This is a genomic window from Pectobacterium peruviense (assembly GCF_002847345.1).
Classification (GTDB): domain Bacteria; phylum Pseudomonadota; class Gammaproteobacteria; order Enterobacterales; family Enterobacteriaceae; genus Pectobacterium; species Pectobacterium peruviense.
This window is the reverse complement of sequence record NZ_LXFV01000005.1, coordinates 41,431-54,538: the sequence shown is the minus strand read 5'-3', so window position 1 is coordinate 54,538 and position 13,108 is coordinate 41,431. Positions and strand designations below refer to the sequence as shown.

The 13,108-nt window shown below is 53.5% G+C and carries 8 protein-coding genes; 6 read left to right on the top strand and 2 right to left on the bottom strand.

What is annotated here, in order from left to right; translation table 11 throughout:
• Nucleotides 1-241: 241 nt before the first annotated feature.
• Both A0G03_RS04390 and A0G03_RS04385 read left to right on the top strand, forming a co-directional pair.
• Nucleotides 242-1,519 (top strand): NupC/NupG family nucleoside CNT transporter, encoded by a 1,278-nt coding sequence (locus A0G03_RS04390; protein WP_048258513.1) that lies wholly within the window; start codon nt 242-244, stop codon nt 1,517-1,519.
• A 149-nt stretch (nt 1,520-1,668) separates the two neighbouring features.
• Nucleotides 1,669-2,385, top strand: coding sequence for a 4'-phosphopantetheinyl transferase family protein (locus A0G03_RS04385; RefSeq protein ID WP_048258515.1), 717 nt, complete (start codon nt 1,669-1,671; stop codon nt 2,383-2,385).
• 216 nt (nt 2,386-2,601) lie between these two features.
• Here A0G03_RS04385 and A0G03_RS04380 read toward each other — a convergent pair whose 3' ends face one another.
• Together A0G03_RS04380 and A0G03_RS04375 are read right to left on the bottom strand one after the other, a co-directional pair.
• Entirely contained in the window at nt 2,602-4,563 is a 1,962-nt protein-coding gene (locus A0G03_RS04380; protein WP_048258516.1) for a TonB-dependent receptor domain-containing protein, read from the bottom strand.
• Nucleotides 4,564-4,645: 82 nt separating this feature from the next.
• A complete protein-coding gene (locus tag A0G03_RS04375; protein WP_241771471.1) occupies nt 4,646-5,908 on the bottom strand; it encodes an MFS transporter in 1,263 nt (420 codons plus the stop codon).
• A gap of 331 nt (nt 5,909-6,239) precedes the next feature.
• On the opposite strand from A0G03_RS04375, the gene A0G03_RS04370 reads away from it, so the two are divergent.
• The 4 genes from A0G03_RS04370 to A0G03_RS04355 are packed head-to-tail and all read left to right on the top strand — an operon-like array spanning nt 6,240 to nt 13,103.
• Nucleotides 6,240-7,436, top strand: coding sequence for an isochorismate synthase (locus A0G03_RS04370; RefSeq protein WP_048258517.1), 1,197 nt, complete (start codon nt 6,240-6,242; stop codon nt 7,434-7,436).
• Nucleotides 7,433-9,061: a (2,3-dihydroxybenzoyl)adenylate synthase gene (locus tag A0G03_RS04365; RefSeq protein WP_048258518.1), complete on the top strand. Its 1,629-nt coding sequence runs from the start codon at nt 7,433-7,435 to the stop codon at nt 9,059-9,061. The genes A0G03_RS04370 and A0G03_RS04365 overlap by 4 nt, the downstream gene beginning before the upstream one ends.
• A gap of 26 nt (nt 9,062-9,087) precedes the next feature.
• Nucleotides 9,088-9,963, top strand: coding sequence for an isochorismatase (locus A0G03_RS04360; RefSeq protein WP_048258519.1), 876 nt, complete (start codon nt 9,088-9,090; stop codon nt 9,961-9,963).
• Nucleotides 9,960-13,103 (top strand): non-ribosomal peptide synthetase, encoded by a 3,144-nt coding sequence (locus tag A0G03_RS04355; RefSeq protein ID WP_048258520.1) that lies wholly within the window; start codon nt 9,960-9,962, stop codon nt 13,101-13,103. Before A0G03_RS04360 ends, A0G03_RS04355 begins: the two co-directional genes overlap by 4 nt.
• Nucleotides 13,104-13,108 lie beyond the last annotated feature (5 nt).

Here is a 13,108-nt window from a genome sequence, read left to right as displayed (position 1 = left end):
CGACCTTCACGGGCCTGTCCTTATACTCTCGTCATACTTCACGTTGCATGTACGTTGGCTACGCCAAGTAACCCGAATCACTTACTTGTGTAAGCTCATCGGGATTCCTTTGCTTGCCGCCTGCCTAAAATGTGAATTATTTAGAGTATAGGATTGGTTCGCCAGCGCGCGCTGACCGTTCTGGCGAAATGATTTTTTATTATGCATTCACTTTTTTCACGCGTTTTATAGGGAACTGCACATGCAACTCGTTATGAGTCTCATCGGCATGATTGTTTTGATACTGTGCGCGGTTATGTTGTCCAATAACCGTAAAGCTATCAGATTGCGCACCGTAGTCGGTGCTTTCATTCTTCAGATCGCTATCGGCGCGCTGGTGCTGTATGTGCCAGTTGGGCGCAAGATCCTGGAGGGTTTGACGGGCGGTGTAGCAAACGTTATCGCCTACGGAAATCAAGGCGTGTCGTTCATGTTTGGCGGGCTGGTCTCCGACAAAATGTTTGAGGTCTTTGGTGGTGGCGGGTTTGTTTTTGCACTCCGCGTATTGCCGATCATCGTCTTTTTCTCTTCCCTGATCGCCGTGCTGTATTACATAGGCGTGATGCAATTGGTCATCAAGGTACTTGGTGGTGGATTGCAGAAACTGTTGGGAACCTCCCGTACTGAATCGCTCTCTGCGACGGCCAATATCTTTGTCGGACAAACGGAAGCACCGCTGGTGGTTCGTCCGTATATTGCCAACATGACGCAATCAGAGCTGTTTGCGGTGATGTGTGGCGGTCTGGCATCCATTGCTGGTGCCGTGATGGCGGGCTATGCCCAGATGGGCGTGCCGTTGGAATACCTGATCGCTGCCTCCTTCATGGCTGCACCGGGCGGGTTACTGTTTGCCAAACTGATGGTGCCAGAAACAGAAAAAACGCACGACCATGATGAGATGGTTGGCTTTGTTGATGAAGACGACCGTCCCGCCAACGTCATTGATGCGGCGGCAAGCGGTGCAGCTTCTGGTATGCAGCTGGCGCTGAATGTCGGTGCGATGCTGCTGGCGTTTATCGCGTTGATCGCCGTATTGAACGGTATTCTGGGCGGCATTGGTGGCTGGTTTGACTATCCGCAGCTGTCGCTGGAAATGATTCTGGGTTGGTGCTTTGCACCTGTTGCATTCCTGATTGGTATTCCCTGGAGTGAAGCGACCGTTGCGGGTTCGTTCATTGGGCAAAAACTGATCGTCAACGAGTTCGTCGCGTACATGAATTTCAGTGAATATCTGAAAGCCGATGACGTGGTGCAGGCTGCTGGTTTGCAGGTTCTGTCGGATCATACCAAAGCTGTGATTTCGTTCGCGCTGTGCGGCTTTGCTAACCTTTCGTCTATTGCTATTCTTATTGGAGGTTTGGGCAGTATGGCACCGACTCGGCGTCAGGATATTGCCCGCTTTGGTTTGAAAGCGGTTGCGGCAGGTACGCTTTCTAACCTGATGAGCGCCTGCATCGCAGGGTTCTTTTTGGCTCTGTAGATGTAACCTGGCATTCTTGCGGTAGCGAGATGATGGGCGGCGAAAGTCGCCCATTGTTCGTTTAAATCCCTGTATCGTTTCGGGTTTAAGCGGAGCTTCCGCAGTGTTTACCGAGTGCTGGTGCGATATGCTTGCCTGAGTGGAGTGACATGCTTTCTGCTTTTATTGATGATGTTGAATGGATTACTTTTCCACGGGCAACGGACGGTGCCGCCTACCCAGGTATTACTGCTCGCTGCCATTTCCATTTGTCTGCCTATGACGACGCGCTTTTTGCCGAGGCGAACATTCCTTTTTCCGACGCGCTAGAGCGTGCGGTACCGAAACGACGCGCCGAATTTCTGGCTGGCCGTTGTCTGGCCAAGCGTGTATTAAACAAGTTGGATCATCCTGATTTTATTCTGCATAGCGGAGAAGACCGTTCACCGCAGTGGCCGGAAAATGTTGCTGGTTCACTGAGCCATAACAAAGACAGCGTACTCTGCGCCGCACATCTGCGTAGCGATGAAGTATCGTGCGTGGGTGTTGATATCGAAGGATTTATGTCCGACGAGCGTGCGCAATCGTTGTGGCCCGGCATCATTGGCGATGAAGAGTTCCAGTGGTTTCAGGAACGAGATGAGGGGTTTAGCTGTTTGCTGACGGTAAGTTTCTCGGCGAAAGAGAGCCTGTTCAAGGCACTTTACCCGCAGGTTCGGCACTATTTCGATTTTCTGGATGCCAGGCTGGTGGCGCTGGATATCACCAAACGCGAGTTTGAGCTGGAACTGCTGACCGATCTGACACCGACGTTTTATGCCGGACGCCGTTTTAAAGGCGCGTACCTGCTGAGAGAGTACGACGTCACCACCTTTATCTGCTGCTAAAAAAGCCCGCGTTAGCGCTGAGGTTGCTGACAAAGTCCCGTAGGGCGGGAGTAACGGATAGATCGTAAAGACGCTGTAAATACGTCCATGTAAGCTCGGGTTGCGCCATCCTTGGCGCAAACGCTTTACTCTTCTATTCCGTTACGCCCGTTTTCATTCGGAAAATAGGTTTGTCAACGGTCTGAAGCCCGCGTTAGCGGGCTAGAGTCATTGGCATCAGAACTTGTAGCTAACGCCGCCGTACACCGTACGTCCAGACAGGAAGTAGTCTAGGTTAGTTGCTACGTAGTCCCGCTTTTCGTTGGTCAGGTTAGTAACACCTAGTTTTAAATCCACATTTTTAACTGGTGTATAGGTGGCACCGATATCTACGGTATTAAAGCCGCGAGTTTTATTTGCTTCTTTATCACGCAAATATTGGTTGCCCGTGTACTGGTAAGATATGTAGGTAGAAAGGTTATCCAGCGCCTGCCAGTTCAGTTGAGTGTTAACTGTATTTTTTGGCGTTTGCTTCAGGCGTTTCCTGGTGGTGCGGTCTTCGGCATTAACTACAGTCCAGTTAGTGGTCCAGTTGAGATCCTCTGTTACATCGACCCAGAATGAGGTTTCGAGCCCTTGGATACGAGCCTTGCTGACGTTGAAATAGGTAACTGTCGGTGCTTTATTGTCCCACGCTTCAGCTTGGATCATGTCCTTGATATCATTATTAAACAAGGTAGCGCCTGCGCCGAAGCGTTCTGCCTCATAGGCGGTGCCGATTTCATAGCTGATGGAGGTTTCTGCTTTTAGATCTGGATTACCTATGCGTTGGCATCTTGTGCGGCAGTCAGCTTTGGAATAACCTTCGGTGAATTGGGCGAGCGTAGGGGCTTTAAATGCCTTATTAACACCGCCTTTAATCACCCAGTTGTCGGTCAAACTATAAGTGGCGTAAGCACGTGGGCTGAACTCGGTTCCATAGACCTCATGATGGTCGACACGGCCGCCAAAGGTGAGGGCTAAATCAGCGATTTTGAACTCGTCTTGCAGGAAAAGGGCGCTCTGATTGACGTCCACTTTGCCATTTTTCATGTTCATGCTGTGTTCCAGCGACGTTATTCGGTATTCGCCGCCACCTGTCAGTAGGTGATCGCCAAGATAACCAGATATTTGCCCATCAACCGTCTGATTGTTCTGAGTAATATCGGCTATGCCTTTATTGAGCTCGGAGTTATCCATTAAATCGATGTTTTCATAGTAGTAGCGCAGTCGCGTATCGAAATTATCCCAGCTACCGTTATGCGCTAGGCCTAAGCCGAGGCGATCAAGTTTTTGTGTATTACGGACGGTTGCGCCAAAGTTATTCCAGTCAACAAAGCGGTCATCTTTGGTATAAGTCGCATCAAAATCCAGACTCTGCTGGGAATCGATTAACCACGTCAGGTTACCGATCACACTGTAGTTATCACGCTTTTCCAAGGCATCTGAGTTACGATTCTTTGATTGATCAGTTCGCCAAGCATCACGCTTGCCACCGTCGACAATTAAACTACCCAGCAGCGTATTTTCTATCAATGGGCCGCTGACGTAGCCATTCAGGCGATTATGGTCACCGCCAGAGCCTTCGGTTGGTGCTTCAAAGTTATAGCCGATCTCACCAGCCACTTTCTCCCCCGGCTGGCGCAGAATCACGTTTACGACACCGCCTAGCGCATCGGCACCGTACAGCGAAGACATCGGGCCACGGATGACTTCGATACGTTCAATCGCTGACATAGGAATGGAATTTAGATCGAAATCGTTCCCCATATCGGTCGCGAGTGATTCTTGAGCGTTGATACGACGACCGTTCACCAGCAGCAGCGTGTAGTCAGCCCGCATACCACGGATCTTGATTTCGTTACGGCCATAGCTGGTAGATGGGTTGATATTAATGCCCGGTAGCTTTTTCACCGCGTCGGAAACGTTATTTACCGACATCTTTTCCAGCTCGGCGCGAGTGATGACAGAGACGCTGGCGGGAGCGCTTAGCGTGGTGTGTTTCGTCTGTGTTGCTGTCACGACGATTTTTTCATCTGCCGCGTTTTCTGCCTGTGCGAGCGCAGGCAGTGCCAGTAGTCCCGTCACCAGCAGGGCGTGATACACCTTGCTGTGTGGAAAATGATGATGTGAAAAACGACTTTCCGATTTTAGCTGCATGTCAAAGACCCCATCAAAGAGTGGAAAAAACATCCCCGTAAGTAACGTGTTGCCGACCCATTCGTTGCATGAATCGATCAGTTTATTGCTCAGTCACCTGTGCCGACTGGCGTGCTGCCATTTTCCGGCCACGTTCAGCCAACTGTGGAATCAAGCGCATGGTCAGCAGCATGGCTGCCAGTGCAAAGATGGTGCTAGCGACGGCGAGCTGTGAGAATCCGTCAATTCTTCCCTCTGCGGAGGTGTTCAGATAAGCGGCAGAGGCGACGCTGGCAAGCCCCGAGGCCACGTTGGCCGCAGTTCCCTGATAGGACATGAACGCGGCGCGCTGATGCGGTAGCGGAATACCCGCGGTAATTGCCAGCGTGCTGCTGGAACGCGCCGCGCTGAGTGCCATGAACAGGGGGAATACCAGATACAGGGAAAGTGAAAAGGGCAAAACGAATCCGCAGAGAATGACAACGGCCAGCAGCAGCGTCGTTACCACGATCGTCCGGCTGGCATACCCTCGATCCAGCAGATTGCCGCACAGTTGCATGGTCACCATGCTTGCCAGCCCACCGCAGAAATAGAGCAGTGAAATATCATCGCGCGGGAAAGCGAGGTTGAACTGAAAATAGTTGGAAAAATGAGGGATCAGCAGGAAATGACCGAACATTTGTAGCGAAATCACCGTTAGCCCTAGCACGAAAAGAGGAGAGGCCAGCAGGTCATGTAGTACAGAGGTTGGCGCTTTACTGGGAGCAAGATCTTGCTGAACTCGATGCGTCGGCGGCATGGAAGGAAAGAGCCACAGCACTAACAACACCAACAGCAGGCCGCCGATGCCGAACGTATAAAACGGTGCTTGCCAGTTAATACGGTGAGCTAACTCCAGCGACAGCGGCATGATAACAATGGCCGCGAGTGAAAAACTCATGCCGACATAGGCCAGCTGCTTTCCACGTTCGTTGGCTGGCACAATATCGACAACCGCCGCCATCAAGACGCCGGATGCCGGCCCGGCAACACAACCCGCCAGAATGAACAGCAGCAAAAGATCGGTTTGGCTGGTGGAAAACATGCAGGCTGCCGTCAGGCCGAAGCGCAGCGTCAGTAGAACGATCAGGGCATGTTTACGGTTAAATCTGTCCAGATAAGGCGCAGCGAGGAAGCCGACGATGGCAGAAGCAAATGTTGCGCCGCCGCTAATGTAGCCGATGTTCTTGGCATCCATGGACAGGGCGCTGACGAAGTCAGGACCTAACGGCATCACCATCATCAGACTACCGAGGGAAAGCATGTTGATGAGCAACGCCAGATGCACAACGTATCGGGTGTGCGGGCGGTACATGCTTTCATCCATGACAGGCTCACATTTAGACACAGTTAGTAAAATATTTGCGCAGTCTAGCGCAGCTTAATTTCATTGACAATAAATGATAACTATTTTCATTATCATCTGTGATGTGGGTTTTATAATCAATACATTCTTATTGCTAACCATTAACTGTTATGAAAGATGAACAATAAAATTGATTAACATCAATATAACCCGCAATTAATGAGCGTGAATAAGCATTGTGTGGAAGGATTGACCGAACACGTTACTTCAGTGTAATTTAACTGCGCTTAATATGAATGATAATGATTTTAATAATCATTGGTATTTAATTTGCGAGCGCAGGAGCTGTCTTGTGGATACACTGATTACAGAAACTGAAACATTTAGCGGACTAACCTATTCGGAACAGACCGCTTTTTTATATGCATCGGAACACCGAAGCCTTTCTACTTCCGGCTTATTTGAACGTATTTCGTCCCCTGTTTGTGCTCCAGGCTCGCACGATGACGGGCTCAGCCCTGCCATCTCGCAGGCGTTCCAGCGGGCGCGTCAGGCAGGGCAGTCGCTGCCTATTGTTGTGGGGGCGATTCCTTTTGATACCACGCAACCATCTTGTCTCTATATCCCTGATAGTTATACCGTTACGACGAAGTCTGAACTCGTCAGCCGTGCTCGTAAGCACACGACTGCGGCACCAAAAGCGTTAACGCTAAACAGTGTCCCGGACGAATGTCAGTTCAAGTCCATCGTGGCAGAGGCCGTTGAGCGCTTCCGCCGTGGTGAACTGAGCAAGGCAGTGCTGTCACGTATTCTGGACATTGAACTGGCGAGCCCTGTTAAGGCGCAAACGATCCTCAACAATCTGATGGTGCAGAACGCGGGGGGATACCACTTCTCGCTGCCGCTACCCGATGGTTCGGTATTACTGGGTGCCAGCCCAGAACTGCTATTGCGTAAGCAGGGGAACGTGATTGTCTCTAATCCGCTGGCGGGGTCGGCGCGACGGATGAACGATGAACATCTGGACTATCTGAACAGCCAGCGTTTGTTGAATTCAGGCAAAGACAAACACGAGCATAAGCTGGTGGTGGACGACGTTCGTCAGCGCCTGATGCCGCTGTGCGCGTCGTTAACCATTCCATCGGTTCCTTCGCTGATGAGCACTGCTTCAATGTGGCATCTGTCCACCGCGATCCGCGGTGAATTGGCAAACCCGGACATGACAGCACTTCAGGTCGCCTGTCAGCTACATCCGACCCCCGCACTGTGCGGCTTCCCTACACAGGAAGCGCGTCAACTGATCGCCGAACTGGAACCGCACGATCGTGGCGTATTCAGCGGCATCGTCGGCTGGTGTGATGTCAACGGTGATGGCGAATGGGTGATAGTCATTCGCTGCGGCACCATCAAACACAATAAGGTCCGCCTGTTTGCTGGCGCGGGTATTGTTGAGGCATCCGTCCCCGAGGATGAATGGGCTGAAACCGCCGCCAAATTAAACACGATGCTGAATGCGTTTGGGCTTAACTCAGGTGTGGATGGACTATGAGCATTGAATTTACGCCCTGGCCAGAGGAACTGGCACAGCGTTATCGCGACAAGGGATACTGGGTCGACCTGCCGTTAACGGATGCCTGGGAACGTCATTTGACGACACAGCCGGATGCCGTTGCCGTCGTGTGCGGCGAGCGTCAGTGGAGCTATCGGGAATTGGATCGGCAATCTTCCGCTCTTGCATCTCGCCTGACGGAAAGCGGTCTGCGCGGTGGTGACACCGCGCTGGTGCAGTTGCCGAACGTGGCCGAATTTTACCTGACCTTTTTTGCGTTGCTGAAAATGGGCGTCGCGCCAGTTAACGCGCTGTTCAGCCATAACAAGCTGGAGCTGCTGTCGTACGCCACGCAGATCGAACCGCGCTTGCTGATCGCATCAGCCGAACATCCGCTGTTTGGCAATGGTGAGTTTTTGGATCGGCTACAAACGCAGGTCCCTAGCCTGAAAACAGTGGTGATGCTTGGCGACAGCCCGTTGGGGCACAGTCTGACTGACTGGCTGCAACCGAGTACTTTGGCCAATAAGTATCAGCCTTCCGCGTCGGGGCAGGTCGCCTTCTTCCAGCTTTCTGGCGGCAGTACCGGTACGCCGAAGCTGATTCCCCGTACCCATGATGATTACTACTACAGCGTGCGCCGCAGCGTGGAAATCTGTGAGCTGACGCCACAAACCCGCTATCTGTGTGCGTTGCCGGCACCGCATAACTTCCCGTTAAGTTCACCCGGTTCACTGGGCGTATTTTACGCTGGTGGACGGGTCGTGTTGGCGTCCGATCCGGGGGCGATGACCTGCTTCCCGCTGATCGAACGTCATCAGATAGATATAACTTCGCTGGTGCCGCCTGCTGCCGCGCTGTGGATCCAAGCGGCAGAACAGTTTGGTGAAGCGCTGCGTAGCCTGAAGGTCTTGCAGGTGGGCGGGGCGAAGCTGAGTGAAACCGTCGCACGTCGTATTCCGGCGGTGCTGGGCTGTCAGTTGCAACAGGTGCTGGGGATGGCCGAAGGACTGGTGAACTACACCCGACTGGACGACAGCGACGAGCACATTTTTACCACGCAGGGCTACCCGATGAGCCCGGACGATGAAGTGAAGGTGTTGGACAGGGACGGTAATCCGCTGCCGAGAGGCGAGGCGGGGCTATTGGCGACGCGTGGCCCGTATACCTTCCGTGGTTATTACCGCAGCCCGGAGCACAATACCCGCGCTTTCGACAGTGACGGTTTCTACCACTCGGGCGATGTGGTGCAGATGACCGAAGAGGGCTACTTACGCGTGGTCGGGCGGGAAAAAGATCAGATTAACCGCGGTGGTGAAAAGATCGCTGCCGAAGAGATCGAAAATCTGCTGCTTAAACATGACGGCATTCTCCATGCCGCGCTGGTGTCCATGCCCGATCCGGTCATGGGCGAAAAAAGCTGCGCTTTTCTGGTGGTCAGCGATTCTTCGCTGAAAGCCATCACGTTAAGAAAATATCTTCGCAATCAGGGTATTGCCGAATTCAAACTGCCGGACCGCTTCGAGATGATCGACACCTTGCCTGTCACACCGGTCGGCAAGATTGATAAGAAATCACTCCGTCAGCGTATCCAGACTCAACTTAGCATTCACGACCCAATTTAGTATTCAAAATAAATAAGGATTTTGTGATGGCAATCCCTTCTATTGCTTCTTATCCCCTGCCGCGCGCACAGGATTTCCCAGAAAACAAAGTTTCCTGGGCGTTTGAACCTGAACGTGCGGTGCTGCTGATTCACGACATGCAGGACTATTTCGTGAATTTCTATGGTGCGGATAGCCCGCTGGCACAGCAGTTGATTGAGAATATTTCGGCGCTGAGAACCTACTGTAAAGCTCTGGGGATCCCGGTGGTGTATACCGCGCAGCCTAACGCGCAGAGCGCCGCTGATCGTGCGCTGCTGAATGATATGTGGGGCGCAGGACTGAATAATCATCCTGAGAAACAGCGTGTTGTGAGTGCCTTGGCTCCGGATGAGCATGACACGGTGCTGGTGAAGTGGCGCTACAGCGCATTCCATCGTTCCCCGCTGGAACCGATGATGAAAGAAATGGGCAAAGATCAGCTGGTGATCTGCGGCGTTTACGGGCATATCGGCTGCATGATTACCGCGACGGATGCCTTCATGCGCGATATCAAACCCTTCATGGTGGGCGATGCGATTGCAGATTTCTCACTTCAGGAACACCTGATGGCGCTGAAATATGTGGCTACGCGCGCCGGACGGGTTGTCAGCACAGCAGAACTTACGGGAGAGAAAATGGCACAGGCACTGACGAAACAAGGATTGAGAGCGCATCTGCTGAGCTTGATCGACGAAGAAGAAGATCAGTTCGATGAAGATGAAAACCTGATCGATTATGGTCTGGACTCGGTGCGCATGATGGCGCTGCTGACCGAATGGCGTAATCAGGGCGTTACGCTGAGCTTTGTCGATCTGGCACGTAACCCCAGCCTGAATGCCTGGTGGGCGCTGATCGAAAAACAGCAGGGAGCCGCATTATGAAGCCGTTGAGCGTTGCGCAGCGCGGGCTGTGGTTAGGCCATGCGCTGAATGATGATAAGGCGACGTTCAACACGGCGGAGTGCATTGCATTTGATGGCAAAGTCGATATTGACGCCATGCTGAGCGCGATCTGTCAGGCCGTGATGGAATGCGAGTGCCTGTACTGCCAGTTTATTGAGGTTGCGGGTGAACATGCGGAGCAACCAGAGATCGGTTTTGTGGCTTCGCAACTGCCCGTTCCGATTGGCGTGCTGCCGATTGCAGAACTGTTGCCTGCACCGATGACGGACGAAGAGCAGACGATACGTCAGTGGGCGCGTGACGAAATCTCTCTGCCGCTGGATTTACTGAACGGATTACCCTGCCGCTTTGCGCTGCTATGCGGTGAAAAACGCGATTTTCTCTACAGTTGCGTTCACCACATTGCATTAGACGGCTTTGGCACCACGATGCTGTTTCAACGCATCGCCCAGATCTACACCGCGCTGACGGCGGGGCAGTCCGCACCGCTGACCGAGTTTGGCCCGTTCAGTGAGGTGTTGGAAGAGGAACGGCAGCGCGATGCCAGCGGGCAGACGGCGCAGGCGCGTGATTTCTGGCTAGAGACGTTGAACTCGATGCCGGAACCCGCCAGTTTCAGCGAGAAGAAAGCACCGATAGCCGCGCGTTTTTTGCGTCAAAGCTGTGATATGCCTGCGGATCTCTGGCAGCCGCTGACCGCGCTGTGTGAAGGCAATAAAATCAGCTGGCCGGATCTGTTTTTAGCGATGTTGGCGACGCACCTGAAACTGGTGTCTGGCAGCGACCGACTGACGTTCGGCATGATGGTGATGAACCGTATCGGTTCTGCCTCGCTGATGGTGCCGAGCATGCAGATGAATATCGTACCGTTGTGTATTCAGGTGGATGAACAGGCGGATTTTGTGGCGCTGGCGCAACAGGTTGCCCGCACCAAACGCACGCTGCGTCGTCATCAGCATTATCGCTATGAGCATTTACGCCGCGACCTGAATCGCGTTGGCGGCGAACAGCGCCTTTTCGGGCCGCTGATCAATATCATGCCGTTCGATCATCCGCTCAATTACGGATCGCTGTCGTCCAGCACGCTGAATCTCAGTGCCGGGCCGGTAGAAGATCTGACGATCGAGATCCATTTCAAACCTGATGGCACGCCGGTGTTGGACTTTGATGCCAATCCAGCCTGTTACAGTGCAGAAGCGCTTGCCAGCCTGCAAGAAACTCTGTTCACGCTGCTTCAGCGCTGGCTGACGCAGCCGCAGCAAACCAGTGGCGAACTGCTGGGACGCTGGCTGCGTGAAGAACGTGAACTGGCGCTGATCACGAGCCGCGAGCCTGAACCGTTTGTTGAGCCGGTTCTGACGGCGATTGGCAAGCAGGCGCGTAAAAACCCGAGTCATATCGCATTGGCGCAGCGCGATCGGCAATACAGCTATCAGCAACTGCTGGATCTGAGCGGTCAGGCCGCGGCGGCGCTACATGAGCGCGGTGTACAACCCGGCGAACGCATCGGGATTATGCTGAACCGTAGCCCTGAAACCATTATCAGTTTGCTGGCCGTGATGCAGTGCGGCGCGGTTTATGTGCCGCTTGACCCTGAACAGCCGCGCGAACGTCAGCAACACATCATCCAGATTGCCGGGCTGCGTACGATTGTGACGCAGGCGGATTACCAGCATCGGCTGGCCTCCGTCTTTTCCGGTGAAATCGTTCTGGCGGGGCATCTTCTGTCATCTAACGCACAGGCTGTGGCGCTGCCGATGGCGGAATCGAGAGAAAGCCAGATTGCCTACGTAATGTTCACTTCGGGATCGACCGGATTGCCCAAAGGTGTGGAGATCGGTGCTAGCGCGCTGGATCACTTCACGGCGGCGGCACGTCAGCGCTATGGCCTGCGTGCAGCGGATCGCGTGCTGCAATTTGCTCCGTTTAACTTTGATGCCAGCATCGAAGAGATTTTTGCCACACTGACCAGCGGTGCGACGTTGGTGCTGCGTACCGATGAAATGTTGGAATCGATTCCCACCTTTGTCGAACAGGTAGACGCACAGGCGATTACGCTACTCGATCTGCCGACCGCATTCTGGAACGAATGGGTGGTGGGGCTGAAAACTGGCACGTTGGCCATGCCTTCGGCACTGCGCGCTATCATCATCGGCGGTGAAGCCGTGTATCCCGAACAACTGGTGCAGTGGCAACGCCACGCGCCGGACACGCTGCGCTTAATCAACACGTATGGCCCCACTGAAACCACTGTGGTGGCGACCAGTTGCGACCTGCAAACCCAGCCTGCTGATGTGGCGCAGCTCCCTATCGGTCTGCCGTTGGCAGGAGTAAATGCGCTGGTTCTGGCGGTGGGCGATCGCCCTGCGGCGGAAGGTGAACTGGTGCTGCTGGGGCCAACGCTGGCCGCCGGTTACATCGGCACGGAACACTCGGCGTTTACGCAGCTAGCAGTGGGCGATCGGGATCTTCCGGCTTATCGTACGGGTGACAGAGTGCGTCTGGAAAAAGGACAGCTACTGTACCTTGGGCGCATGGATAACGAATTTAAAATCAGCGGCTATCGGATTCAGCCAGGGGAAGTCGAAGCCCATTTGCTGGCGCAACCGGAAGTCGATGAAGCCTGCGTGCAGGGCATTGTTTACCCCAACGGGGTGCGACGTCTGGTGGCGTTTATCGCCACGAAAGAGGGCGAGATCGATGCCCGCGCATTGAAGCAACACCTGAGCAGCGTACTGCCGCCTGCCATGATCCCCACTGATTATCGTGCTTTCCATCAGTTGCCGAAAACCGGATCCAACAAGGTCGATCGCAAGCGTCTGCTGGCGGAATATCACGATGATGCACCGACGCAGGCGCTAGCCAGCGACACCGAGAATCGGGTCAGCGCCATCTGGCAGCAGATCCTCGGTGTGTCGGGGATTCAATCGCGGGATAACTTCTTCGAACTGGGCGGACAGTCATTACAGACCATCCAGATCGTCAATCGTCTGGCCGCAGAGTTTTCCGTCAGCATCAAAGTCTCTGATGTGTTCGATCATCCACAGCTCAGCGACTTCTGCCGCTATCTGGACGACAGGCTGTCACAGGATGAAAACAGCGTGGAAATGGTGTGGTAGGGAAA

Excerpts from the sequence above, each read along its gene's own strand:
- A0G03_RS04355 (WP_048258520.1), top strand. The coding sequence starts at position 9,960 with ATGAAGCCGTTGAGCGTTGCGCAGCGCGGGCTGTGGTTAGGCCATGCG.
- A0G03_RS04380 (WP_048258516.1), bottom strand. The coding sequence starts at position 4,563 with ATGCAGCTAAAATCGGAAAGTCGTTTTTCACATCATCATTTTCCACAC.
- A0G03_RS04385 (WP_048258515.1), top strand. The coding sequence starts at position 1,669 with ATGCTTTCTGCTTTTATTGATGATGTTGAATGGATTACTTTTCCACGG.
- A0G03_RS04360 (WP_048258519.1), top strand. The coding sequence starts at position 9,088 with ATGGCAATCCCTTCTATTGCTTCTTATCCCCTGCCGCGCGCACAGGAT.
- A0G03_RS04375 (WP_241771471.1), bottom strand. The coding sequence starts at position 5,908 with ATGGATGAAAGCATGTACCGCCCGCACACCCGATACGTTGTGCATCTG.
- A0G03_RS04365 (WP_048258518.1), top strand. The coding sequence starts at position 7,433 with ATGAGCATTGAATTTACGCCCTGGCCAGAGGAACTGGCACAGCGTTAT.
- A0G03_RS04390 (WP_048258513.1), top strand. The coding sequence starts at position 242 with ATGCAACTCGTTATGAGTCTCATCGGCATGATTGTTTTGATACTGTGC.